Below are 22,833 nucleotides of genomic sequence, written 5' to 3'. Positions count from 1 at the left end.
AAGTGACGAAGCTGGACCGTCCGGAGCTCACCAGCGCGAAGATCATCGTGTCGGGCGGCCGCGGTCTGGGCAGCGGCGAGAACTACACGAAGGTGCTGGAGCCGCTGGCGGACAAGCTGTCGGCAGCACTCGGCGCTTCGCGCGCGGCGGTCGACGCCGGCTACGTGCCGAACGACTATCAGGTCGGCCAGACCGGCAAGATCGTCGCGCCGCAGCTGTACATCGCGGTCGGCATCTCGGGTGCGATCCAGCACTTGGCCGGCATGAAGGATTCGAAGGTGATCGTCGCGATCAACAAGGATCCGGAAGCGCCGATCTTCAGCGTGGCCGACTACGGCCTCGTCGGCGATCTGTTCACGCTCGTGCCGGAGCTCGTGAGCGCGCTGGGCTGATGCTGCGCGCCGCTGCGGCGGTGTGCATGTTCGAAGAGGGGGCGCGATGAGCGCCCCTTTTTTGTTGTGGTGTCGCTCGAGACGAGCGGCTGTCGTTGGCCGGGCATGGTCGCGATCGTACGGTGCCGTGTGGAACGGATCGTCGCGCACGCGCGATTGGCGGCGGCGACGCGCTCGACGGGCGACGAGCGCATGCGCCGGTTGGCTGTAGCCTCGTGGCGGGTCGCCGCTCGCACCGCCATTTTCGCTCGCCGAAACGAGAAAGGCGCCCGAGGGCGCCTTTCTTGCCGATGCAGCGGACCCGTATCGCCACGGGCCGTTCCGGCTTACGCGTATGCGGGACGCGTCTGGCCGGCCACTTCGTTCAGGTAGCGATGCACCGACAGGTCGTCGGCCTGGATCGCCGGCTTCTTGCCCGAGATCAGGTCGGCGAGCAGCTGGCCCGAACCGCACGACATCGTCCAGCCGAGCGTGCCGTGGCCGGTATTCATGAACAGGTTCGACACCGGCGTGCGGCCGACGATCGGCGTGCCGTCCGGCGTCATCGGGCGCAGGCCCGTCCAGAACGTCGCCTTCGACGTGTCGCCGCCGCCGGGGAACAGGTCGTTCACGCACATTTCGAGCGTTTCGCGGCGCGCGGCGCGCAGCTTCTTGTCGAAGCCGACGATCTCGGCCATCCCGCCGACGCGGATGCGCTGGTCGAAGCGCGTGATCGCGATCTTGTAGGTTTCGTCGAGCACCGTCGACACCGGCGCGGCCGCCTCGTTGACGATCGGCGCGGTGATCGAATAACCCTTCAGCGGATAGACCGGGATCTTCATCAGCTTCGACACGAAGTTGGTCGAGTACGAACCCAGCGCGACGACGTATGCGTCGGCGCGCACCGTCTCGCTGCCGCATTGCACGCCGGCGATCTTGCCGCCTGCGATCGCGAGCGCGTCGATCGGCGTGTTGTAGCGGAACTTCACGCCGAGCGATTCCGCGAGCGCCGCGAGGCGCGTCGTGAACAACTGGCAATCGCCCGTTTCGTCACCCGGCAGGCGCAGGCCGCCGGTGAGTTTGTGCGATACGGCGGCGAGGGCCGGTTCGGCATTCTTCAGCTCGGCCGGCGACAGCAGTTCGAACGGCACGTTCGCTTCGCGCAGCACCGCGATGTCCTTCGCCGCGCCGTCGAGTTGCTGCTGCGAGCGGAACAACTGCAGCGTGCCGCCCGTGCGGCCTTCGTACTCGATGCCCGTATCGGCGCGCAGCGCCTGCAGGCAATCGCGGCTGTATTCGGCGAGACGCACCATGCGGCCCTTGTTGACTGCATAGCGCTCGGGCGTGCAGTTGCGCAGCATCTGCCACATCCATTGCAGCTGGAAGCGCGTGCCGTCGAGGCGGATCGCGAGCGGCGCATGCTTTTCGAACATCCACTTGACCGCCTTCAGCGGCACGCCGGGCGCGGCCCACGGCGCCGCATAGCCGGGCGAGATCTGGCCCGCGTTTGCGAAGCTCGTATCGAGCGCCGGGCCGGCCTCCCGGTCGATCACCGTGACTTCATGACCGGCGCGCGCAAGGTAATACGCGCTCGCCACGCCCACCACACCGCTGCCCAGAATGACGACTCGCATAGCTGCTCCAGATGGAAGGAATCAGGTCGAGGCCGGGCGCACCTGCGGCTCCGTGTAACCTCTAGCTGATCTAGTTGTTTGCGCTATGGTATTGTCGAATATGTAGGTTTTGTTATTGTATTTTTCAGATTTTCAGCACAAACACATGAGAACGCAACGTCAGCCGGTACGCACGCTCGACAAGCTCGACCGGCGCATCCTCAAACTGCTCCAGAACGACGGCCGGATGGCGATGAAGGACCTCGCGGAGCAGGTCGGACTGACCGTGACGCCGTGCATCGAGCGCGTGCGGCGCATGGAGCGCGACGGCGTCATCACCGGTTATCACGCGCGCGTCGATCCGAGCCAGCTCGGCGCGGCGCTGCTGGTGTTCGTCGAGATCACGCTCGGCCACAAGGGCGGCAACATGTTCGAGCAGTTCCGCCGCGAAGTGATGAAGATCGACGAGGTGCTCGAGTGCCATCTCGTGTCGGGCGACTTCGATTACCTGATCAAGGCGCGCATCGGCGAGATGGCCGACTATCGCAAGCTGCTCGGCGACATCCTGCTGCAACTGCCCGGCGCCGTGCAGTCGAAGAGCTATGTCGTGATGGAGGAGATCAAGGAGACGATGACGATTCCGGTCGGCGAATGACCGCGGCCGCGCCGGCGTAGTCGGTTCCGTTCGGCTCCTCCTTGGCATGCTTCACCCAATACTGTATAAATGTACAGTATTGGGTGAAGGCGAATGGGTGAGCGCATGGACGGTCGATCCGACAACGAATTTCCGATCGCGCCGCCCGTGCCCCGCAAGGGGCGCGGCGCGGTCGACAACCTGCAAGGGCGGTACGAGACAGCGCTGCGCGAGGCGGTGGACGACGGCTGGACGCACGAAGCGGACGATGGCGATCTCCCCGCGCCGTTGCGCACGCAGGTGTTCGAGGAGCGGGCCAAGAGCATCCTCACGCGCAATCAGTCGCCGGACATTCCGTTCAGCGTGTCGCTCAATCCGTATCGCGGCTGCGAGCACGGCTGCATCTACTGCTTCGCGCGGCCCACGCATAGCTATCTCGGCCTGTCGCCCGGTCTCGATTTCGAGAGCCGCATCTACGCGAAGGTCAATGCCGCCGAATTGCTCGAGCGCGAGATCGCGCGCAAGCGTTTTGTGCCCGAGCCGATCGCGCTCGGCGTCAACACCGATGCGTATCAGCCGGTCGAACGCGATCTGCGCATCACGCGCAGCGTGATCGAGGTGATGCACGATCACGGGCTGCCGTTTGCCGCGATCACGAAGTCGTCGCTGATCGAGCGCGATCTCGATCTGCTCGGGCCAATGGCCGAGCGCGGTCAGGTCATGGCCGCAGTCACCATCACGACGCTCGACGCCGATCTCGCGCGCACGCTCGAGCCGCGGGCGGCGACGCCGGCGCGCCGCTTGCGCACGATTCGCGCGCTGCGCGACGCCGGGGTGCCGGTGGGCGTCAGCATTGCACCGATGATTCCGTTCGTCACCGAGCCCGACATGGAGCGCGTCCTCGAGGCCTGTGCGGATGCCGGCGCGACACATGCGAGCTACATCGTGCTGCGGCTGCCGTGGGAAGTCGCGCCGTTGTTCAAGAACTGGCTGGCCGCGCATTTCCCGGACCGCGCCGAGCGCGTGATGAATCGCGTGCGCGACATGCGCGGCGGGAAGGAGTACGACTCGGATTTTTCGAAGCGGATGAAGGGCGAGGGCATCTGGGCCGATCTGTTGCGTCAGCGCTTCCGCCAGGCCGTCAAGCGGCTCGGGCTGAACGAGCGCGGGAACGGCATTCTCGACATGTCGCGGTTTCGCGCTGCGGCGCCTGCGCGCGTGAGCGCACAGCTGGCGGCGGCGAGCCGCGCGAAGCCGCGCGACGATACGCAGCTGAATCTGTTCTGAACTGAACGCGCGCGGCGGCGCTTATTGCGAAATCTGCTTGGCGGCTTCGACTTGCGACTCGAAGTACGTCTGGAACGACAGGGCGAGTGCGGTCATCAGCAGGAACGCGCCGATCAGCAGCGAGAAGATCACGACGAAGATCACCGTCCAGCCGGAGCGGCTGTGCTTGCCCGTATCGGCATTGAATTGCGCGTCCCACTTTTCGTCGGGGCGCAAGCCGTAGACGAGCGCGGCGAGGAACGCGGCCAGCAGCGAGATCGCGCCGGGCACGGCGAGCCACCAGCCGAGGCCCGCGCTGCGCTGAGTCGCGGCGAGCAGCATGAACCCCGGGATTCCGATGATCGTCGCGAGCAGATGCGCCCAGCCGTACACGTCGCGAAAGCCGTACAGATAGAAGCGGTGCGCGCCGAGCGAGCCGAACAGGAACGCGAGGGCGGCGGTGAGCGTCTTCGAGCGAAAGCGGCGGGACGGGGCGGTGCTGCTGGACATGGGCGGCGGCGGAATTATCGTGGGGATCGGTGGCCGGCGTACCGGCCTGGGCGCGCGGCCCGGCACGCATTCTACGATGCGCGATCGGGTGCGGTCACTGGTTGCCTGCGTCAAGGTGCCGCATAGGTGACGCGGTAGATGGCGCCCGCGTAATCGTCGCTGATGAGCAGCGAGCCGTCGGGCAGCGGCAGCACATCGGTCGGGCGTCCCCATACGGAGCCGTCCGCGCGCAGCCAGCCGGTGACGAACGGAGTCTGACGCGCGTGGCTGCCGTCGGCCGACACCACCACGCGCATCACGCGGTAGCCGGCCTTCGTGCTGCGATTCCACGAACCGTGTTCGGCAATGAAGATGTTGTTGCGGTACGACGCGGGAAACATCGGCCCCGTGTAGAAGCGCATCCCGAGCGCCGCGACATGCGCGCCAAGTTTCAGCACCGGCGGCACGTAGCGGCGGCACACGTCGGGGCCGCCGAATTCGGGGTCGGGGGTGTCGCCGCCGTGGCAGTATGGAAAACCGAAGTCGAGGCCTGCGCGGGGCGCACGATTCAGTTCATCGTCCGGCAGGTCGTCGCCCATCAGGTCGCGGCCGTTGTCGGTGAACCACAGGTCGCCCGAATCGGGATGCCACGCGAAGCCGACCGTATTGCGCACGCCGCGCGCAAATACCTCGCGGCCGCTGCCGTCGGCGTTCATGCGGGCGATGAGCGCGTATCGGTTGCGATCGGCGGCGCACACGTTGCACGGCGCGCCGACCGGCACGTAGAGCTTGCCGTCGGGCCCGAACGCGATGAATTTCCAGCCGTGATGGTGATCGGTCGGCAGTGCGTCGGTCACGACCGCCGGCGCGGGTGGCGCGGCGAGGCGGTCGTCGATGTGTTCGATGCGCAGGATGCGCGACACAGCGGAGATGAACAGCGTGCCGTCCCGATAGGTGACGCCCACCGGCATGTCGAGGCCGGTGGCGACCACGTGGCGGGCGACGATCCGGCCGTCGCGCATCACGAATGCATGCACGCGGCCTTCCCGCGTACCGACATATAGAATGCCGCGCGGCGACCACGCCATTTCGCGGGCGGCCGGGACCGCGTCGGTCAGCAGCTCGACGCGAAAACCGGGCGGCGCGACCAGTTCGCGCACCGGCGGCGCGGCGCAGGCCGTCGCAGACGCGACGCACAGCACGAGACCGGCCAGCAAGCCGGCGAGATGGGGCTGCGTGCGGTGTGTCGGGATGGCGCGAAAGGGCGGCATGGCATCGGGCGGCGTCACGGACACGACGATTGTATGCCGGCCCCACAACGCGTCCGTCGAATTTTTGCGCGTAAGTGTTTGTTGTGGCTTTGGTTTCCGGCTATAATCGCACGTTTCAGTAGTTTCGAACCCGGTTTTCCCGAAGGATTTCATATGGTTATCATCCGTCTGGCTCGTGGCGGCTCGAAGAAGCGCCCGTTCTACAACATCGTCGCTACCGATTCGCGCAACCGTCGTGACGGTCGCTTCATCGAGCGCGTCGGCTTCTACAACCCGGTCGCCACGAAGGGCGAATCGCTGCGTATTGCTCAGGATCGTCTGACGTACTGGCAAGGTGTTGGCGCGCAACTGTCGCCGACCGTCCAGCGTCTCGTGAAGGAAGCGCAAAAGGCGCAGCCGGCTGCCTAACATGGCGCGGCGTACCGGTCGTACCGGCTGCAAGGAGCATTGATGTCCGGTCACGATTCCGGTAATGCAAGGCGCGGGCGAGCGTCGTTTGGCGCATTCGTCCGCAAGCCGGTCGAGCGCGGCGCTGCCGCGAGCACCGGTGCGGCTGCCGAGCAAGGTAGCCTCGAAGCGGCGCAGGACTGGCCCGACGATGCAGTCGAGGTCGGCGCCGTGGTCGACGCGTACGGCCTGAAAGGCTGGATCAAGGTGGCGGCGCATGCCGACGCCGGTCGCGGCGGCGATGCGCTGCTCAGCGCGCGTCGCTGGTGGCTCGAACGCGGCGGAGAGCGGTTGTCCGTCCGCATTCTGCAGTCGAAGACGCACGGCGACACGGTCGTCGCGCAACCCGCGGGTGTCGGCGACCGCGATGCCGCGCTGGCTATGCGCGGCTTTCGCGTGTTCGTGCGCCGGGAAGATTTCCCGGCGTTGGCCGCGGACGAATTCTATTGGGTCGACCTGATCGGCCTCGAGGTGGTCAACGAGCAATCGGTGTCACTCGGGAAGGTCAGCGGGATGATCGACAACGGCGTGCATTCGATCCTGCGCGTCGAGTATCCGACGGTCGGCAAGGATGGTGCGCCGGCCACCGACGAGCGGCTGATTCCGTTCGTCGGCGTATATGTCAAAACGGTGGATCAGGCGGCCCGTCGCATCGTCGTCGACTGGGAAGCCGATTACTAAATGAACCAGGCTACGGAGCGCGCGGTGCAGTTCGATGTCGTCACGCTCTTTCCCGAGATGTTCCGTGCGCTGACCGACTGGGGTATCACCAGCCGGGCCGTGAAGCAGGAGCGCTTCGGGCTGCGCACCTGGAATCCGCGTGATTTCACGACGGACAACTACCGCACGATCGACGATCGTCCGTACGGCGGCGGTCCGGGCATGGTGATGCTCGCAAAGCCGCTCGAGGCTGCGATCGGCGCCGCGAAGGCGGCGCAGGCGGAGCAGGGCATCGCGAGCACGCGCGTGGTGATGATGTCGCCGCAGGGCGCGCCTTTCACGCACGAACGTGCGGTGCGCATGGCGCAGGAGCCAGGCGTCGTCGTGCTGTGCGGCCGTTACGAGGCGATCGATCAGCGTCTGCTCGACCGATGTGTGGACGAGGAAATCAGTCTCGGCGATTTCGTGCTGTCCGGCGGCGAGCTCCCGGCGATGGCGATGATGGATGCGGTCGTGCGTCTGTTGCCCGGCGTGCTGAACGATGCGCAGTCGGCCGTGCAGGACAGCTTCGTCGACGGCTTGCTCGATTGTCCGCATTACACGCGCCCCGAGGAATACGAGGGGATGCGCGTGCCGGACGTGCTGCTCGGCGGGCATCATGCCGAGATCGAGAAGTGGCGGCGCCAGGAAGCATTGAGAAACACGTTGCGGAAGCGGCCGGACCTGATCGTCCGGGCGCGCCGCGAGAAGTTGCTGAGCCGCGCCGACGAGGCGTGGCTTGCGAACCTCGCACGCGAAGCGAAAAACGCCTCCTGAGGCGGTTTCGCGGGCGGGAAATGGCGGTGCCGGGCATGCGTGCGCGGCGCCAGATGTGAATCCATCCTCTATCGGGGCCAGGCCTGGAAGCAGGCGGGCGCAAACGCCGACAAGATGGCTTTAGGAGTCAGTGATGAATCTGATTGCAAAACTTGAGCAGGAAGAGATCGAGCGCGCGCTCGCCGGCAAGACGATCCCCGAATTCGCCCCGGGCGATACGGTGATCGTGAACGTGAACGTGGTTGAAGGTAACCGCAAGCGCGTTCAGGCTTACGAAGGCGTCGTGATCGCGATTCGCAACCGCGGCCTGAACTCGAACTTCATCGTCCGCAAGATCTCGTCGGGCGAAGGCGTCGAGCGTACGTTCCAGACCTACTCGCCGCTGCTGGCGAGCATCGTCGTGAAGCGTCGCGGTGACGTGCGTCGTGCGAAGCTGTACTACCTGCGCGAGCGTTCGGGCAAGTCGGCTCGAATCAAGGAAAAGCTGGTGTCGAAGGATCGCACGGCAGCCGCTTCCCAAGAGTAAGATCTGTAAGGAAAAAGCACCCAACCGGGTGCTTTTTTCATTCTGGCGCGACAATATGCTCGATACGACACGCGAACCCGAGAGTCCCATTGAATCGCCGCCCCATCATTGATCCCGAAGTGCTGCCGGTCGAAGGCACCGGCACCGGCTTGCCGTCCATCGATTCACGGTTGCTGACGCCGTCCGGCCTGCGCGAACGATTCGCGCGTACGCTCGAATGGAGCGTCGAGCCGGGCGAGGCGCGGCTGCAGGAAGGCGTCGACCCGCGTAGCGCCGCCGTCCTCGTGCCGCTCGTGGCGCGCGAAACCGGCCTCACCGTGCTGCTGACCCAGCGTGCCGATCACCTGAACGATCATGCCGGACAGATCAGCTTTCCCGGCGGGCGTCGCGAGCCGTACGACCGCGATGCGGTCGCCACTGCATTGCGCGAGGCCAACGAAGAAATCGGGCTGGCCGCCGAGCCGGTCGAGATCCTCGGTGCGCTGCCCGACTACCTGACCGGCACCGGCTTCTGCGTGACGCCCATTGTCGGGCTCGTGCATCCGCCGTTTACCGTGCAGGCCGACACGCTCGAGGTCGCCGAGATCTTCGAGGTGCCGCTGGCGTTCCTGATGAGCCCCGCGAACCACCAGGTGCGCGTGTTCCGATGGGAAGGCGGCGAGCGTCGTTTTTTTGCGATGCCTTATCCGAGCGTCGAAGCGGCCGGGCATTACTTCATCTGGGGCGCAACTGCCGGCATGTTGCGCAATCTGTACCGCTTCTTGGCCGCCGGCTAGCGTCGCGCCTAGCCGCGCGCCCGTGCACCGCCGTCGCGAGCCCGCGCCGACAGCATGCTGCAGCTTACGCTGTGCTATCGTTATGCAAAAAAGTGACATAACTCCGAAGACGGCGCACGTATGACTTTCTTTTCGGTTCTCCTCGCTCTCATCATCGAACAGGTACGCGCGTTGTCGCCGAGCAATCCGGTGTTCGCGCTGTTCCAGTTTCATGCGGAAACCGTCGCACATGGCCTCGACGCCGGCAAGCAGAAACACGGCGTGCTCGCATGGCTCGCAGTCGTGCTGCCGTGGGTGCTGATCGTCGCGCTGGTCTACTTCCTGTTGTACAAGGTGAGCTTCGTGCTCGCATTCATCTGGAACGTCGCCGTCGTCTATTTCACGCTCGGCTTTCGCCAGTTCAGCCATTACTTCACCGACATCCATCTCGCGCTCAACAACGATGACGTGCCGCGCGCGCGTGAGATCCTGCACGAGTGGACGGGCCTCGATACGGTCGACATGCCGGTCAGCGAAATCGTCCGGCACACGCTGATCCATGCGGTCGTTGCATCGCATCGGCACGTGTTCGGCGTGTTCTTCTGGTACGTGCTGCCGCTCGGTCCCGCAGGCGCCGTGCTGTACCGGATCTCCGAATATCTCGCGCGCAGCTGGTCGACGCCGGGCGACGAACGCACGGCTGCGTTCTCGACCTTCGCGCAACGCGCGTTCTTCGTGATCGACTGGATTCCGTCGCGGCTGACCGCGCTCGGCTTTGCGATCGTCGGCAACTTCGAGGATGCGATCTACGCGTGGCGCAATCACACGCGCCAGTGGCCCGATGCGAACGACGGCGTCCTGCTCGCCGCTGGCAGCGGCGCGCTGGGCGCGCGTCTGGCCGGGCCGCTCGCGGAGCCGTCGAGCCTCGACGCGCTCGCGGTCGGCGACAGCGGTCCGGTGACGGTCGGCGACGACTGCACGCCGCGCACGTTGCAATCGGCGGTCGGCCTCGTGTGGCGCGCGGTGATCCTGTGGATGATCCTGCTGCTGATGCTGACGCTGGCCGTGTGGGTTTCGTGACGTAATCCCCGCTGCGCGATGAACCAAGGCCGGCTCGATGCCGGCCTTTTCACTGTGGCGCGATGCGGTGCGGTGCGTTCAGTCGGCGAGCGGATCGCGGGCGGCGCCGCATTGCCAGCACGCGGTGAACTGCGCGCCGAGCGTTTCGCCGCATTGGCGGCAACGCCACGGCGCGGCGTCGGCGGGCGGGCCATCGGCGGCCGCGTCGAGCAGCCGCCGCGCGAGCGCGTCGTCGCGTTCGTCGTCGAGCCACAGCTCGGGCGCGCACGCGTCGGCGGGCAAGCCGCCCAGCGCGCCGGTCGCATAGCGGTTGTGCAGTTCGCAGCCGATGCCGGCTGCCTGCAGCACGTTGGCCCAGTGCTGCGCGGTCGCGAGATCGGGGGCCTTGAAACGCATCGCGGCTCCTGTCGGTAAAGGCCGGCCTTTCCGGGCCGGACGTCTTCCCGTCCGCCGCGACGTCAGCGGACGATCTGGCTTGCCTCGTGCACCAGCTGCGCGTACAGCGCATGGCGCGACGGCGCAATGCGGCCGTCGGACACCGCGGCGAGAATCGCGCATCCGGGCTCGTGCAGATGATGACAATTATAGAAACGGCAATCGCCGAGCAACGGCCGGAATTCCGGGAACGCGCGCTCGAGGCGCCCTTCGGTCAGATGGTACAGGCCGAATTCCTGGAAACCGGGCGAGTCGATCAGCGCGCCGCCGCCGTCGAGCGGATAGAGGCGCGTGAACGTCGTCGTGTGGCGACCGCTGTTCAGCGCCGCCGAGATCTCGCGCGTCGCGGCTTCGGCATCCGGCACGAGCAGGTTCACCAGCGTCGACTTGCCCATCCCCGACTGGCCGAGCAGGATCGTCGAATGTCCGGCCAGGTGCGGCATCAGCTGCGCGCGCGCCTCGTCGGGCGCGCCCTTGACCGACAGCTCGAGCACGTCGTAGCCGAGCGCGCGATAGGGCGCGAGGCGCTCGCGCGCGACCGGCAGCGCCGCCTCGACGTCGATCTTGTTCAGCACGACGAGCGGCTTCAGTTCGTTCGCTTCGGCCGCGATCAGCGCGCGGCCGAGCAGGTCCTCGCTGAAGTACGGTTCGGTCGCGAGCACGATCAGCAACTGGTCGAGGTTCGCCGCGAACAGCTTCGACTTGAACTGGTCGGAGCGGTACAGCAGATTGCGCCGCTCGCCGATCTCGACGATCACGCCCTGATCGGCCGACGCATGCTCGTACACGACGCGGTCGCCGACCGCGATCTCGCTCTTCTTGCCGCGCGGGAAACACTGGAGCATCGGGCCGCCGTCGTCGGGGGCGACGATGTAATGGCGCCCGTGCGCGGCGATCACGCGGCCTTCGACGCGCGCTGCGCCGGCCGCGCGCGCGGCGGGCTTGCGGGAAGTCGGTCGGCTCATGCGTGTCGCATCAGGCGATCGATCCGCTGCGAAGCCGGCGGATGCGAGTAATAGAAGGCCGTGTAGACGGGGTCGGGCGTCAGCGTCGACGCATTGTCCTCGTAGAGCTTCACGAGCGCGCTGACGAGATCCTGCGCGTCGGTCTGGCTCGCGGCGAACGCGTCGGCTTCGAACTCGTGCTTGCGCGACGTGAGGCTGCTGAACGGCGTCGCGAAGAACAGGAACACCGGAATCGCGAGGAAGAACAGCACGAGCGCGGCGCCTGCGTTGCTCGAGTCGAGCGACGGCGTGACGCCGAGCCCCGTATAGAACCACGCGCGCTGCGCGAGCCAGCCGAGCAGGGCGAGCAGCACGAGGCTCAGCACGAACGACACGAGCATGCGCTTCATCACGTGGCGACGCTTGAAGTGGCCGAGCTCGTGCGCCAGCACCGCTTCGATTTCCTGTCCGGACAGCCGCGCGAGCAGCGTGTCGAAGAACACGATCCGCTTCGAGGCGCCGAAGCCGGTGAAGTACGCATTGCCGTGCGCCGAGCGGCGGCTGCCGTCCATCACGAACAGCCCCTTGGCCGCGAAGCCGCAACGCTTCATCAGCGCTTCGATGCGGGTGCGCAGCGCGTCGTCCTTCAGCGGTTCGAACTTGTTGAAGAGCGGCGCGATGAAGGTCGGGTAGATCAGCAGCACGAGCATCTGGAACACGACCCAGACGACCCAGGTCCACAGCCACCACAGGCTGCCGGCCTGGTTCATCAGCCACAGCACGACGAACAGCAGCGGCAGGCCGAGCACGGCGCCGAGCAGCGTGTTTTTCAGCATGTCGGTGAAGAACAGGCGCCGCGTCATCCGGTTGAAGCCGAAGCGCTGCTCGATGCCGAACTGGCGGTAGTACTCGAACGGCACGTCGATGACGCTCGTGATCGCGAGCACCGCGGCGACGAGCGCGACCTGCTGGCCGTAGCCGCGACCGAACCAGCCGGTCAGCAGCGTGTCGAGCGCGCCGACGCCGCCGAGCAGCGTCAGCCCGACCAGCACGGCCGCGCTGACGACGATCTCGGCCATCGCGAGCCGTGTGCGCTCGACCGTGTAATCGGCCGCACGCTGGTGGGCGCTCAGCGCGATGGTCGCGCTGAATTGCACGGGTACGCCGTTGCGGTGCGCGGCGACGAAGCGGATCTGCCGCGACGCGAGCCACAGCTTGGTGACGACCATCGCGAGCACGGCGATCGCGAACAGCAGGGTGAACGAAAAGGGTGACATCGAAGGCGCCAAAGGGTTCTATGCGAGAATTATATGTGCTTGCGGACCGGGGCCGCTCACGCGATGCCGGCCGCCCGGGCGGCGCCATGCGCCGTCCGCCATTTGCCAGGATGACTCATGACCGATATCGCCGCTTCCGCCAGCCAGCCCGCGCTCGTGCGCAACGAACTGAACCTCGTCTGGCTCGACATGGAGATGACCGGCCTCGATCCGGATAACGACCGCATCATCGAGATCGCCGTCGTCGTGACCAATTCCACGCTCGACATCGCGGTGGAAGGGCCCGTGTTCGCGATCCACCAGAGCGACGAAACGCTCGCGAAGATGGACGACTGGAACAAGTCCACGCACGGCCGTTCGGGGCTGATCGATCGCGTGCGCGCGTCGACCGTGACCGAAGCGCAAGCCGCCGCGCAACTGCAGGCGTTTCTGGCCGACTACGTGTCGCCCGGCAAATCGCCGATGTGCGGCAACTCGATCTGCCAGGACCGCCGCTTCATGGCGCGCTGGATGCCGGAATTCGAGCGCTTCTTCCACTACCGCAACCTCGACGTCAGCACGCTCAAGGAGCTGTGCCGCCGCTGGCAGCCCGCGATCTACAAGGGCTTCCAGAAGCGCGCGATGCACACGGCGCTCGCCGACATCCACGAGTCGATCGACGAGCTGAAGTACTACCGCGAGCACTTCCTGATTCCGGCTGCGCCCGCATCGGCCGCCTGAACGGCGCCGCGCACGCGGCGCGCGTTCAGCGCCGCGCGCTTTTCGGCCGGAACGCGGCGACCACCGCGTCGTCGGTCTCGACGTACGGGCCGCCGATCAGGTCGATGCAATAGGGCACCGCCGCAAAGATGCCGGGCACGGTCGACTTGCCGTCGGCATCGCGCAGCCCTTCGAGCGTTTCCCGGATCGACTTCGGCTGACCGGGCAGATTGATGATCAGTGCGGCGTGGTCGGCGGTCTCGCGGATCACCGCGACCTGCCGCGACAGAATCGCCGTCGGTACGAAGTTCAGGCTGATCTGCCGCATCTGTTCGCCGAACCCCGGCATTTCCTTCGTCGCGACGGCCAGCGTGGCTTCCGGCGTCACGTCGCGGCGCGCGGGGCCGGTGCCGCCGGTCGTCAGCACCAGATCGCAGCCGGCGACGTCGACCAGCTCGGCGAGCGTCGCGGAGATCGTCGGCGCGTCGTCCTGGATCAGCCGCGTCTCGGCGCGCCACGGCGAGCGCAGCGCGGCCGCGAGCCATTCCTGCAGCGCCGGAATCCCCTTGTCCTCGTAGACGCCCGCGCTCGCGCGGTCGCTGATCGACACGAGGCCGACCACGAGCTCGTCCGGGTGATTACGCTTCGTCGTCATGGTCGTCTCCGGCTTCGCCGGCCGCTTCGTCCGCATCGGCGTCGGCGTCGTCCGACCCGCTCGCGGTCTTGATCCACTGGAACAACTCGCGGAAATAGCGCGGCGGCTTGCCTTGCTGCGCTTCCTTGCGGGCATTGCGGATCAGCGTGCGGCCTTCCTGGATGTCGGCTTCCGGGTGCTGGCGCAGGAATTCGGTGAGCGCGTCGTCGTTGGCGAGCAGCTGCTCGCGCGTGCGCTCGATCCAGTGCAGGCGCGCGGTGGCGGCCTTGTTGACGCCGCGCTGCGCGTCGAGCGCGGTGCGCAGCGCCGCCGTTTCGTCGTCGGTCAGCGAGCGCATCACGCGGCCGACGTACTGAAGCTGGCGGCGCTTGCCTTCGTGATCGGTGATCCGGCGCGCCTCGCGCACGGCGTCCGCGAGGGCTTCCGGCATCGGCATCCGCTTGAGCGCGTCCTTCGGCAGGTCGACCAGCGCCTGGCCGAGCTCCTGCAGCGCGTGCATCTCGCGTTTCAACTGGGATTTGCTGGGGCGATCGTAGCCGTTGTCGACGTCGTCGTCGGCATGCTCGATCGGCTGGATTCGGGTTTTGCGTGTCATGGGCGGCATTGTATCGCGGCGCGCATGCCCCAAGCTTGTCGGTGCGCGGCCGCGGACCTTGCTATGATCGCGGGATACGCAACATTTTGATCATGCGGGCGTGTCGCCCGCCACCGGATATCACGACGATGGCAGCCAATCTCGACGTACAAGCGCGCTATTTCCCGCACACGCAGGACCAGCTCAAAGAAATTGCCTCGGACATCCTTCGCCATGCGAAGGCTCTCGGCGCGACCGACGCCGCGACCGAAATCTCCGAAGGCGACGGCCTGTCGGTGTCGGTGCGCCGCGGCGAGGTCGAGACGATCGAGCACAACCGCGACAAGATGGTCGGCGTGACGGTGTTCATCGGCAAGAAGCGCGGCAACGCGAGCACGTCGGACTTCTCGCCGGCCGCGATCAAGGACACGGTCGCCGCCGCGTACAACATCGCGCGCTTCACGGCCGAGGACGATGCGGCCGGCCTCGCCGAAGCCGAGCTGCTCGAGACCGACCCGCGCGATCTCGATCTCTATCACCCGTGGGCGCTGACGGCCGACGAAGCCGTCGAGCTCGCGCGCCGCGCGGAAGATGCCGCGTTCGCGGTCAGCCCGCAGATCCGCAACTCGGAAGGCGCGAGCGTATCGGCGCAGCATTCGCAGTTCGTGCTCGCGACGTCGCGCGGCTTCCTCGCCGGCTATCCGTACTCGCGCCACTACATCGCCTGCGCGCCGATCGCCGGCAGCGGCCGGCACATGCAGCGCGACGACTGGTACACGTCGAAGCGCAGCGCCGTCGATCTCGCGGCGCCCGAAGCCGTCGGGCGCTACGCGGCCGAGCGTGCGCTCGCGCGGATGGGCGCGCGCCGTCTCGACACGCGCAAGGTTCCGGTGCTGTTCGAGGCGCCGCTCGCGGCCGGCCTGCTCGGCGCCTTCGTGCAGGCGGTGAGCGGCGGCGCGCTGTACCGCAAGACGTCGTTCCTGGTCGACAGCCTCGGCAAGCCGGTGTTCGCGCCGCACGTGCAGGTCGTCGAGGATCCGCACGTGCCGCGCGCGATGGGCAGCGCGCCGTTCGACGAGGAAGGCGTGCGCACGCGCGCGCGCAGCGTCGTCAAGGACGGCGTCGTCGAGGGGTATTTCCTGTCGACCTATTCGGCGCGCAAGCTCGGCACGCAGACGACCGGCAACGCAGGCGGCTCGCACAACCTCGCGCTGCGCAGCTCGAACACGCAGCCGGGCGACGATTTCGACGCGATGCTCAAGAAGCTCGGCACCGGTCTGCTGCTGACCGAACTGATGGGGCAGGGCGTGAACTACGTCACCGGCGATTATTCGCGCGGCGCGGCCGGCTTCTGGGTCGAGAACGGCGTGATCCAGTATCCGGTCGAGGAAATCACGGTCGCGAGCACGCTGCAGGAGATGTTCCGCCACATCGTCGCGATCGGTGCGGATTCGCTCGTGCGCGGCACGAAGGAAACCGGCTCGGTGCTGATCGAGCAGATGACGATCGCAGGGCAGTAAGCGGCGCGGCGTCGGCCGCGACCAAATGAAAAGCCCGACCGGCGCGCATGCACCGGTCGGGCTTTTTGTCGTGTGCCGCGCGTCAGTCGCGCTTGCGCGCGTAGACGACGAACGCGTAGCCGAACGTGTTCGGCGCGGCGGCCTGATGCGGGTCGCGCGAGACTTCGCGCCAGTGCGCGGGGTCGGGCGCGGGGAACGCCGCGTCGCCGTCGAAGTCCGCATCGATTTCGGTGACGATCAGCTTGTCCGCGAGCATCAGGCCTTCCGCATAAAGCTGCGCACCGCCGATCAGGAACGCTTCGGCGGCGCCGTCGCGCGACGCGAGCGCGAGCGCGTCGGCGAGCGACGTGACGGTGTCGCAGCCGTCGAAGCGGCGCGCGGGATCGCGCGTCACGACGATGTTGCGACGGCCCGGCAGCGGGCGGCCGATCGACTCGTGGGTCTTGCGGCCCATCACGATCGGCGCGCCCATCGTCGTGCGCTTGAAGAACGCGAGGTCTTCGGGAAGTTTCCAGGGCAACTGGTTGTCGCGGCCGATGATGCCGTTGCGGGCACGCGCGACGATCAGGGTCAACGTCGTCATGAAGGTCGGGGAGAAGTGAAGCGGAATGGCGCCGATTCTACCGGAACGGCGGCGCCGTCAGCGCCGTGCCGATGCACGCGCATCGGCGCCGCCGCGCGTCGAATAAAAAGAGTGCCCGCCGGGGGACGGACACAGAAAAGCTGCGCGTCGCGACGGCGACGCGGGTCGCACGGTCTGCAGCGGGCGTTCGATACGGGATGCTCATCGAGTGGCCGGCATGCGAGGTCGTGTACCGGCTATTGATGCGTGCGATGCGTCGTGCCGCCGGCCATCGCGTGCTGCGTATCGACGGGCAGCGGCAACGGAGCGGGCGGTGGCGTCGGCCGCGCGAGTTCGTCCCACAACGTCACCGACAGCGCGTCGGTCGACCGCGCTCCGACGGCGGCGACCAGCTCGAAGCCACCCGCGCCGTCGTGCCGCAGGCCGTCGCCGGCCGGCACCGCGCGCTCGTGCATCGCGCGTTGTTGCGCGCACACCGATGTGAACGGGCACGCGAGCGCGAACGCAATCACGAGCCGCACGCAAGGCAATGAAAAACGTGTTCGCATGGCCACCTTCTCCGCTTCGTGATGATTCAGCGAAATGCATGCCATCGAACGCGATCGGTTGTCGCGCCTGCGATTGAGCGATATGCATCGTGAATGGCGCGCGAAAATGCCGGGAAATGTTTCAGTCGTGAAACGGCGGGGCTCGGGAATACTGCGGATTCAATCGACTCGCTTCACGGATGAAAATCAGTGCGTGTGTCGATGCATTGGATGGCCGCTGCGTAGCGGTTTTATGCAGAGGATTGACTTGCATCGACCATCGAGCGATTTGGCCGTTCGCCGCTTCGCGCTGCAACCGACCTGTCGTATTCAGCGCCTATAACAAGCTGTGTTGATCAGAAAAATAGTGGACGCGAGATAAGCGCCATCATGCGCGGCCCGACGTGGTCGCGTATCGGCATGGCGAATCGAGCTGCTTCGGCTGCCCCGATTCGATCCTTTTCGCACGTCGCTTGACGTGTGCGGCAATCGTTAGACGGTTGATGAACGGGGTGAGCACATGGAAGCCGAGCAGCGGCACGTAATCTATTTCTCGCGCGAGCCGGACGATGCATTGCGCGGCTATTTCGACGAACGCGGCTGGCGCGTCGATCTCGCGGAATCGGTGCGCGACGTTCGCCGCGTCGTGCAGCACGGCGTTGCGACGGCCGGCCTGCTCGATTTCTCGCCGGGCTTCAAGCCCGCCGAGCTGCGCGAGCTCGAGGCGTGCCTGAGCATCCAGCACATCGGCTGGATCGCGGCGACCCGGCGCGGCCAGCTGCAGGACGCCACGCTGCGGCATCTGATCCGCGACTATTGCTTCGACTACGTGACGATGCCGTACGAGACGGCGCGCATCGTCGAGACCGTCGGCCATGCGCACGGGATGATCGCGCTGGCGGACGCGGCGGCAACGGCGGCGGCGCCGGTGGGCGCCGGGCGCTCCGAAGGCGAAATGGTCGGCACCTGCGACGCGATGCTCGGGTTGTTCAGGACGATCCGCCGTGTGGCTACCACCGATGCGCCCGTGTTCATCTCCGGCGAATCGGGCACCGGCAAGGAGCTGACTGCCGCGGCAATTCACGAGCGCTCGACGCGCGCGCCGGGGCCGTTCGTCGCGATCAACTGCGGCGCGATTCCGTCGACGCTGCTGCAGGCCGAACTGTTCGGCTACGAGCGCGGCGCGTTCACCGGTGCGACCCAGCGCAAGGTCGGCCGCGTGGAGGCCGCGAACGGCGGCACGCTGTTCCTCGACGAGATCGGCGACCTGCCGTTCGAGAGCCAGGCGAGCCTGTTGCGGTTTCTGCAGGAGGGCAAGATCGAGCGGCTCGGCGCGCACGTGTCGGTGCCGGTCGACGTGCGCGTGATTTGCGCGACGCACGTGGACATGGAAGCGGCGTTGCGCGAAGGGCGCTTTCGCGAGGACCTCTACCATCGTCTGTGCGTGCTGAAGATCGAGGAGCCGCCGCTGCGCGCGCGCGGCAAGGACATCGAGTTGCTCGCGCGTCACATGCTCGAACGTTTCAAGGGCGATGCGCACCGCCGGCTGCGCGGCTTCTCGCCGGATGCGATCGCCGCGCTGTACGGCTACGCGTGGCCGGGCAACGTGCGCGAGCTGATCAATCGCGTGCGCAGGGCGATCGTGATGTCGGAGGGGCGGATGATCACCGCGGCCGATCTCGAGCTGAACGAGTTCGCGGTGCTCGCGCCCGTGTCGCTGAACGAGGCGCGGGAGGCCGCCGAGCGGCAGGCGATCGAGCAGGCGCTGCTGCGTCACCGCGGCCGTTTTGCGGACGCGGCGCGCGAGCTCGGCGTGTCGCGCGTCACGCTGTACCGGCTGATGTGCGCGCACGGGATGCGCGACCGCGGCGACCCGCTCGGCGGCTTCACGCCGCCGCTGCCGGAGGTTTCTCGCCACGCTTGCTAAAATTGGCGGGTACGGCCGCCCTCGCGGCCGAAGGAACCCGCATGAAACAGTACCTCGACCTCGTTCGCACCATCCTCGACACCGGCACCTGGCAGGAGAACCGCACGGGAATCCGTACCATCAGCATGCCCGGCGCGATGCTGCGCTTCGACCTGCAGCAAGGCTTTCCGGCCGTGACGACGAAGAAGCTCGCGTTCAAGTCGGCGATCGGCGAGCTGGTCGGGTTCCTGCGTGCATCGCGCAGCGCGGCCGATTTCCGTGCGCTCGGCTGCAAGGTGTGGGACGCGAACGCGAACGACAACGCGCAGTGGCTCGCGAATCCTTACCGTCGCGGCGTCGACGATCTCGGCGACGTGTACGGCGTGCAATGGCGGCAATGGCCCGGCTACAAGGTGCTGGACGCGAGCGCCGACGCGCAGATCGCCGACGCGACGCGCCGCGGCTTCCGGATCGTCACGCAGTTCGACGAAGACGGTGCGCCGAAGGTGCTGCTCTACAAGGCGATCGACCAGCTGCGCCAGTGCCTCGACACGATCATCGAGAACCCGTCCGACCGTCGCATCCTGTTTCATGCGTGGAACCCGGCCGTGCTCGACCAGATCGCATTGCCCGCTTGCCATCTGCTGTATCAGTTCCTGCCGAACGCCGCGAAGCGCGAGATTTCGCTGTGCCTGTACATCCGTAGCAACGACGTCGGGCTCGGCACGCCGTTCAACCTGACCGAAGGCGCCGCGCTGCTGTCGCTGGTGGGGCGGCTGACCGGCTATACGCCGCGCTGGTTCACGTACTTCATCGGCGACGCGCACATCTACGAGAACCAGCTCGACATGCTGCAGCAGCAGCTCACGCGCGAGCCGTACGACAGCCCGCGGCTCGAGATCGCCGAGCGCGTGCCCGACTACGCGAAGACGGGCGTCTATGCGCCGGAGTGGCTCGAGCTGATCGAGCCGTCGGACTTCTCGCTCGTCGGCTATCGGCATCATGAGCCGCTGAGCGCGCCGATGGCGGTCTGAGCGGCGACGCAAGGCCGTACGCCGCGTAGCGCGGCGCGCACGACGGAATGACGAAGGCCCGACCGGGAACGGTCGGGCCTTTTCGTTTGCTGCGCCGCCGGTTACTGGCGGTGTCGCTCCTCGTGGGCGGCGGGCGGTGGGTTGCTCGGATGCGGCGCTTCGACGTGCGGCGCCGGCTGCGGGCGGGGCTCCACGTGCGGCGCGGGCATCGACGGTCGCGGCTCCATGCGCGGCGCCGGTTGCGGCCGCGGCATCTCATGCACGACGGGCGCCGGCGGCCGGTACTCGCTCACATGCGGCGGCGCGACTTCGCGGTGCGGCGCGGGCTGCGCGAAGTCGGCGCGCGGCTGCGGCGCGGGCGCCGGGCGTTCGGCGTGCGGTTGCCCATGCTGGGCCGGCGCCGCGAAATCGGCGTGCGGACGCGGCTGCTGCATCTGCGCGGACGTGTCGAAGCGGGGCTGCGGTGCTTCGTGCGGCGTGGGCTGCCGCTCGCCCGGTTGCGCGCCGGCCGGGGTTTGCGGACGCGGCGTCGGCGCTGCAGCGCGGACCGGCGGCAGCGCGTTCTGTCCGGCAGCGTGCAGCGCCGTCGGCGGGTTCGGGCGCTGCCGGTCCATCGGAGTATGCGGCTGCATCCAGACGGGCGCAGGCGCAGCTGCGGCATGCGCGCCGTCGTGCGCGGCCGGGCTGTTGCCGGCCGTCGGCGGATGCGGGGCGCCATTGCCGGCGCCCACGGCCTGATGCTGAGCGGGGCCGGGCGCTTGGGCCGCGGCGCCGTTCGCGAAGTGCGCGGCGTTCGGCGCTGCTGCGTTCGGCGTCCGCTCGCCGTTGGGCATGCCCGGCGCAGGTTCGCTCCGTGCGCCCGGTTCAGGCGCGCCCGGCATACGTGCGTTCGGCGTCGGCACGCCGGGCCGGGCCGCTTGTGCCATCCCCGCAGCCGGCTGGCCGGCAGTCGCCCCATGCGCGGGCTGCACGACCGGCCCGTGCGGATTCACGAGCCGCACGTTGCGCATCGCCCACGCGCCGCCGGCCGGGTTGCCGGGTACGTGGACCGGCCGCGGCGTGTAGTCGGCCGGCACGCTGGTCTTCACGACCGGCGCACCCGCACCGGGCACGCGCGCTCCCTGGCGCGCGAGCTGCGCGGCCGCCTGGTCGCGATAGGCGGGCGGCACGGCCGGATTGCGCGTCGCGACGAACGGGTGTTGTCCGAGCGCCGGCGGCGGCCGGTAGGCGGCCGTGCGCAGACCGCCGGTGAAGCTCTGCCGCACCGGCGCAATGCCCGGCGTACCCGGCATCACGTGTGCGTTGCGCCATTGCCGCGGGTCGACGTGCTGTGCGACGCGCGCGACCGGCTGACCGTGGACGAACGCGGCGGCCGGCACGGCGGTGATCGCATGCGGCGCGCGGAAGTTCACGTAGGTCTTGTTGATGTTCGTGATGTTCACCGTCTTGTTGACCGTCACGTTGTTCACGACGATGTTGCGGTTCACGCGCTCGTAGTAGTGCGGGCTCCAGCCGCCCCAGCCGGGATGCCACGGTTCGCCCGGCCCCAGCGCGAACCACGCGCAGCCGGCCGCCGCGATGCCGCCGACCGTCAATGCGACGCTCCAGTCGGGCCCGCCGCCGCCGCCCACGAACGCGACGAGCGCCGGCGCATAGGCGGGCGGCTGGCTGACGACCATCGGGCCGGGCACCCAGGCCCAGCTGTCGTCGACGTAGGCCCAGCGGCCGTAGTGGTACGGCGCGAAGCCCCACGGCGCATCGTCGACCCAGGTCCAGCCCCACGGCGCCTGCCAGATCCAGTGCCCGTCGTGATACGGCGCCCAGTCGGCCGGCGTGTCGTTCGGCACCCATACCGCACCGTAGTTCGGCGTTTCGCGCCACGTGCCGTTCGCGTCGAGATCCTGGTAGCCCGGAATGTCGCGCGACACGTAGCGGGCCGACACCGAGCGTTGCTCGGCCGCGTCGCGGCTCGCGGCCCACTGGTCGAGCGGGTCCGGCGCCGGCGCGGCCGCTTGCTGGGCGACCTGCAGGTCGGTGCCGGTGAACACGACCTGCTGTCCGGGCGACAGCGGGTACTGGCCGTTGCTGCCGTAGACGGTTGCGTTGCCGCTGCGCACGGTGACCGTCGTGCTCGCACCGTCCGGCGCGACGTCGACGCGATAGTCGCCGGGGCCGGCGATGCCCAATGCGAGGTTCGGCGTGTCGATTTCGTACGATCCGCCGGGCGGCAGATTGCGCACGTGCGTCGACACCGTGCCGAGCCCGACTTTCAGCTGCGTGGTCGTGTCGTCGAGGTTCAGTACCGACAGGCTCGTCGATTCGCCGAGACGCACCGCCGTCGAGCCGATATGCAGCTCCGAGCGCGCGCCGGCGTCGTTCCACAGCTGGTCGCCCGTCGTCAGCGGTCGATTCACGGCCGCATACGACCACGTATCGGTGCCGGCCGGCTCGGTCGTCACGGCGCCGGACAAATAATCGAGCCGCGCGACGCGGCCGGGCGGATCGCCGCCCGCTTGCCGCGCGGCGGCCGCATACGGCGGCGCGGCGGTGGATTGCGCAAATGCGGCGGGCAGGCTCGCCAGTGCGGCGAACGCGAGCAGGGCGCAGCGGGCGGTACGCCTGAGCGTGAACAGGGAGTCCATCATGAGCGTCATCGTCGTTGTCTCGGCGCGTCGATTCGTGCCGTCCAGCTCACGATATCCGCTCGGGCTGTTTCAGTGCTCGGTGTTTTGTAAGTCCGACCGCATCCGA

24 protein-coding genes are annotated in these 22,833 nt (G+C 67.6%); 13 read left to right on the top strand and 11 right to left on the bottom strand.

The features are described from left to right. Positions 1 to 392: FAD-binding protein (locus tag C3Y15_RS09805; RefSeq protein ID WP_208328097.1), on the top strand; the 392-nt coding region annotated here is incomplete at its 5' end. A 326-nt stretch (positions 393 to 718) separates the two neighbouring features. On the opposite strand, the gene C3Y15_RS09800 is transcribed toward C3Y15_RS09805, so the two are convergent. After that, the gene (locus C3Y15_RS09800; RefSeq protein WP_011883851.1) at positions 719 to 2,005 is read right to left on the bottom strand and encodes a D-amino acid dehydrogenase; all 1,287 of its coding nucleotides are present in this window, start codon (positions 2,003 to 2,005) and stop codon (positions 719 to 721) included. A gap of 145 nt (positions 2,006 to 2,150) precedes the next feature. Here C3Y15_RS09800 and C3Y15_RS09795 point away from each other — a divergent pair, with 145 nt between their 5' ends. Next, complete coding sequence (locus C3Y15_RS09795) at positions 2,151 to 2,639, top strand: Lrp/AsnC ligand binding domain-containing protein (RefSeq protein WP_011883853.1); 489 nt, start codon at positions 2,151 to 2,153, stop codon at positions 2,637 to 2,639. 93 nt (positions 2,640 to 2,732) lie between these two features. Continuing rightward, on the top strand, positions 2,733 to 3,905 hold the full coding sequence (locus C3Y15_RS09790; protein WP_011883855.1) for a PA0069 family radical SAM protein: 1,173 nt from the start codon (positions 2,733 to 2,735) through the stop codon (positions 3,903 to 3,905). 21 nt (positions 3,906 to 3,926) lie between these two features. On the opposite strand, the gene C3Y15_RS09785 is transcribed toward C3Y15_RS09790, so the two are convergent. Together C3Y15_RS09785 and C3Y15_RS09780 are read right to left on the bottom strand one after the other, a co-directional pair. Next, the gene (locus tag C3Y15_RS09785) at positions 3,927 to 4,394 is read right to left on the bottom strand and encodes an NINE protein (protein ID WP_011883856.1); all 468 of its coding nucleotides are present in this window, start codon (positions 4,392 to 4,394) and stop codon (positions 3,927 to 3,929) included. 110 nt (positions 4,395 to 4,504) lie between these two features. After that, positions 4,505 to 5,644, bottom strand: coding sequence for a PQQ-dependent sugar dehydrogenase (locus C3Y15_RS09780; protein ID WP_069246371.1), 1,140 nt, complete (start codon positions 5,642 to 5,644; stop codon positions 4,505 to 4,507). A gap of 153 nt (positions 5,645 to 5,797) precedes the next feature. On the opposite strand from C3Y15_RS09780, the gene rpsP reads away from it, so the two are divergent. The 6 genes from rpsP to C3Y15_RS09750 all read left to right on the top strand — a co-directional run bounded on the left by rpsP (position 5,798) and on the right by C3Y15_RS09750 (position 9,928). Further along, a complete protein-coding gene (rpsP, locus tag C3Y15_RS09775) occupies positions 5,798 to 6,052 on the top strand; it encodes a 30S ribosomal protein S16 (RefSeq protein WP_006476550.1) in 255 nt (84 codons plus the stop codon). Positions 6,053 to 6,094: 42 nt separating this feature from the next. Next, complete coding sequence (rimM, locus tag C3Y15_RS09770; protein ID WP_059460856.1) at positions 6,095 to 6,772, top strand: ribosome maturation factor RimM; 678 nt, start codon at positions 6,095 to 6,097, stop codon at positions 6,770 to 6,772. After that, entirely contained in the window at positions 6,773 to 7,567 is a 795-nt protein-coding gene (gene trmD / locus C3Y15_RS09765) for a tRNA (guanosine(37)-N1)-methyltransferase TrmD (protein ID WP_011883859.1), read from the top strand. A 133-nt stretch (positions 7,568 to 7,700) separates the two neighbouring features. Then, positions 7,701 to 8,093: a 50S ribosomal protein L19 gene (gene rplS / locus C3Y15_RS09760; protein WP_011883860.1), complete on the top strand. Its 393-nt coding sequence runs from the start codon at positions 7,701 to 7,703 to the stop codon at positions 8,091 to 8,093. An 89-nt stretch (positions 8,094 to 8,182) separates the two neighbouring features. Then, complete coding sequence (locus C3Y15_RS09755) at positions 8,183 to 8,869, top strand: CoA pyrophosphatase (protein WP_069246172.1); 687 nt, start codon at positions 8,183 to 8,185, stop codon at positions 8,867 to 8,869. Positions 8,870 to 8,989: 120 nt separating this feature from the next. Continuing rightward, a complete protein-coding gene (locus C3Y15_RS09750; protein ID WP_011883864.1) occupies positions 8,990 to 9,928 on the top strand; it encodes a CobD/CbiB family protein in 939 nt (312 codons plus the stop codon). Between the two features lie 78 nt (positions 9,929 to 10,006). Here C3Y15_RS09750 and C3Y15_RS09745 read toward each other — a convergent pair whose 3' ends face one another. From C3Y15_RS09745 to C3Y15_RS09735, 3 genes are all read right to left on the bottom strand, one after another. Further along, positions 10,007 to 10,324 carry a DUF2007 domain-containing protein gene (locus tag C3Y15_RS09745; protein WP_011883866.1) on the bottom strand — a complete coding sequence of 106 codons (318 nt, stop codon included), beginning with the start codon at positions 10,322 to 10,324 and terminating at the stop codon, positions 10,007 to 10,009. Positions 10,325 to 10,386: 62 nt separating this feature from the next. Next, positions 10,387 to 11,328, bottom strand: coding sequence for a ribosome small subunit-dependent GTPase A (gene rsgA, locus C3Y15_RS09740; protein ID WP_011883868.1), 942 nt, complete (start codon positions 11,326 to 11,328; stop codon positions 10,387 to 10,389). Next, complete coding sequence (locus C3Y15_RS09735) at positions 11,325 to 12,584, bottom strand: M48 family metallopeptidase (RefSeq protein WP_014722693.1); 1,260 nt, start codon at positions 12,582 to 12,584, stop codon at positions 11,325 to 11,327. Before C3Y15_RS09735 ends, rsgA begins: the two co-directional genes overlap by 4 nt. 117 nt (positions 12,585 to 12,701) lie before the next feature. On the opposite strand from C3Y15_RS09735, the gene orn reads away from it, so the two are divergent. Continuing rightward, positions 12,702 to 13,304, top strand: a complete 603-nt coding sequence (gene orn / locus C3Y15_RS09730) for an oligoribonuclease (protein WP_011883871.1) — start codon at positions 12,702 to 12,704, stop codon at positions 13,302 to 13,304. A gap of 25 nt (positions 13,305 to 13,329) precedes the next feature. Here orn and mog read toward each other — a convergent pair whose 3' ends face one another. Together mog and yjgA are read right to left on the bottom strand one after the other, a co-directional pair. Then, a complete protein-coding gene (gene mog, locus C3Y15_RS09725) occupies positions 13,330 to 13,938 on the bottom strand; it encodes a molybdopterin adenylyltransferase (RefSeq protein WP_011883872.1) in 609 nt (202 codons plus the stop codon). After that, entirely contained in the window at positions 13,922 to 14,533 is a 612-nt protein-coding gene (gene yjgA, locus C3Y15_RS09720) for a ribosome biogenesis factor YjgA (RefSeq protein WP_272481909.1), read from the bottom strand. The genes mog and yjgA overlap by 17 nt, the downstream gene beginning before the upstream one ends. Positions 14,534 to 14,661: 128 nt before the next feature. Between yjgA and pmbA the strand changes: the two genes are divergently transcribed. Further along, complete coding sequence (pmbA, locus tag C3Y15_RS09715) at positions 14,662 to 16,032, top strand: metalloprotease PmbA (RefSeq protein ID WP_014722694.1); 1,371 nt, start codon at positions 14,662 to 14,664, stop codon at positions 16,030 to 16,032. 82 nt (positions 16,033 to 16,114) lie between these two features. On the opposite strand, the gene C3Y15_RS09710 is transcribed toward pmbA, so the two are convergent. After that, on the bottom strand, positions 16,115 to 16,615 hold the full coding sequence (locus C3Y15_RS09710; protein ID WP_011883878.1) for a dihydrofolate reductase: 501 nt from the start codon (positions 16,613 to 16,615) through the stop codon (positions 16,115 to 16,117). A 236-nt stretch (positions 16,616 to 16,851) separates the two neighbouring features. Beyond that, on the bottom strand, positions 16,852 to 17,163 hold the full coding sequence (locus tag C3Y15_RS09705; RefSeq protein WP_069239413.1) for a hypothetical protein: 312 nt from the start codon (positions 17,161 to 17,163) through the stop codon (positions 16,852 to 16,854). Positions 17,164 to 17,662: 499 nt separating this feature from the next. Here C3Y15_RS09705 and C3Y15_RS09695 point away from each other — a divergent pair, with 499 nt between their 5' ends. Both C3Y15_RS09695 and C3Y15_RS09690 read left to right on the top strand, forming a co-directional pair. Further along, entirely contained in the window at positions 17,663 to 19,069 is a 1,407-nt protein-coding gene (locus tag C3Y15_RS09695) for a sigma-54 dependent transcriptional regulator (RefSeq protein WP_011883881.1), read from the top strand. A 41-nt stretch (positions 19,070 to 19,110) separates the two neighbouring features. Next, complete coding sequence (locus tag C3Y15_RS09690) at positions 19,111 to 20,082, top strand: thymidylate synthase (protein ID WP_011883883.1); 972 nt, start codon at positions 19,111 to 19,113, stop codon at positions 20,080 to 20,082. Positions 20,083 to 20,183: 101 nt separating this feature from the next. Here the strand turns inward: C3Y15_RS09690 and C3Y15_RS09685 are convergent, their stop codons facing one another. Further along, positions 20,184 to 22,724, bottom strand: coding sequence for a DUF6600 domain-containing protein (locus C3Y15_RS09685; protein WP_059735258.1), 2,541 nt, complete (start codon positions 22,722 to 22,724; stop codon positions 20,184 to 20,186). Positions 22,725 to 22,833: the final 109 nt, after the last annotated feature.

The organism is Burkholderia sp. B10 (assembly GCF_004368385.1).
GTDB lineage: Bacteria > Pseudomonadota > Gammaproteobacteria > Burkholderiales > Burkholderiaceae > Burkholderia > Burkholderia vietnamiensis.
This window is presented reverse-complemented; position numbering and strand designations above follow the sequence as displayed.

What these genes read in the sequence shown, in the direction of transcription:
- C3Y15_RS09800 (WP_011883851.1), bottom strand. Translation starts at nt 2,005, where the DNA reads ATGCGAGTCGTCATTCTGGGCAGCGGTGTGGTGGGCGTGGCGAGCGCG.
- C3Y15_RS09795 (WP_011883853.1), top strand. Translation starts at nt 2,151, where the DNA reads ATGAGAACGCAACGTCAGCCGGTACGCACGCTCGACAAGCTCGACCGG.
- C3Y15_RS09790 (WP_011883855.1), top strand. Translation starts at nt 2,733, where the DNA reads ATGGGTGAGCGCATGGACGGTCGATCCGACAACGAATTTCCGATCGCG.
- C3Y15_RS09785 (WP_011883856.1), bottom strand. Translation starts at nt 4,394, where the DNA reads ATGTCCAGCAGCACCGCCCCGTCCCGCCGCTTTCGCTCGAAGACGCTC.
- C3Y15_RS09780 (WP_069246371.1), bottom strand. Translation starts at nt 5,644, where the DNA reads ATGCCGCCCTTTCGCGCCATCCCGACACACCGCACGCAGCCCCATCTC.
- rpsP (WP_006476550.1), top strand. Translation starts at nt 5,798, where the DNA reads ATGGTTATCATCCGTCTGGCTCGTGGCGGCTCGAAGAAGCGCCCGTTC.
- rimM (WP_059460856.1), top strand. Translation starts at nt 6,095, where the DNA reads ATGTCCGGTCACGATTCCGGTAATGCAAGGCGCGGGCGAGCGTCGTTT.
- trmD (WP_011883859.1), top strand. Translation starts at nt 6,773, where the DNA reads ATGAACCAGGCTACGGAGCGCGCGGTGCAGTTCGATGTCGTCACGCTC.
- rplS (WP_011883860.1), top strand. Translation starts at nt 7,701, where the DNA reads ATGAATCTGATTGCAAAACTTGAGCAGGAAGAGATCGAGCGCGCGCTC.
- C3Y15_RS09750 (WP_011883864.1), top strand. Translation starts at nt 8,990, where the DNA reads ATGACTTTCTTTTCGGTTCTCCTCGCTCTCATCATCGAACAGGTACGC.
- C3Y15_RS09745 (WP_011883866.1), bottom strand. Translation starts at nt 10,324, where the DNA reads ATGCGTTTCAAGGCCCCCGATCTCGCGACCGCGCAGCACTGGGCCAAC.
- rsgA (WP_011883868.1), bottom strand. Translation starts at nt 11,328, where the DNA reads ATGAGCCGACCGACTTCCCGCAAGCCCGCCGCGCGCGCGGCCGGCGCA.
- C3Y15_RS09735 (WP_014722693.1), bottom strand. Translation starts at nt 12,584, where the DNA reads ATGTCACCCTTTTCGTTCACCCTGCTGTTCGCGATCGCCGTGCTCGCG.
- orn (WP_011883871.1), top strand. Translation starts at nt 12,702, where the DNA reads ATGACCGATATCGCCGCTTCCGCCAGCCAGCCCGCGCTCGTGCGCAAC.
- mog (WP_011883872.1), bottom strand. Translation starts at nt 13,938, where the DNA reads ATGACGACGAAGCGTAATCACCCGGACGAGCTCGTGGTCGGCCTCGTG.
- yjgA (WP_272481909.1), bottom strand. Translation starts at nt 14,533, where the DNA reads ATGACACGCAAAACCCGAATCCAGCCGATCGAGCATGCCGACGACGAC.
- pmbA (WP_014722694.1), top strand. Translation starts at nt 14,662, where the DNA reads ATGGCAGCCAATCTCGACGTACAAGCGCGCTATTTCCCGCACACGCAG.
- C3Y15_RS09710 (WP_011883878.1), bottom strand. Translation starts at nt 16,615, where the DNA reads ATGACGACGTTGACCCTGATCGTCGCGCGTGCCCGCAACGGCATCATC.
- C3Y15_RS09705 (WP_069239413.1), bottom strand. Translation starts at nt 17,163, where the DNA reads ATGCGAACACGTTTTTCATTGCCTTGCGTGCGGCTCGTGATTGCGTTC.
- C3Y15_RS09695 (WP_011883881.1), top strand. Translation starts at nt 17,663, where the DNA reads ATGGAAGCCGAGCAGCGGCACGTAATCTATTTCTCGCGCGAGCCGGAC.
- C3Y15_RS09690 (WP_011883883.1), top strand. Translation starts at nt 19,111, where the DNA reads ATGAAACAGTACCTCGACCTCGTTCGCACCATCCTCGACACCGGCACC.
- C3Y15_RS09685 (WP_059735258.1), bottom strand. Translation starts at nt 22,724, where the DNA reads ATGGACTCCCTGTTCACGCTCAGGCGTACCGCCCGCTGCGCCCTGCTC.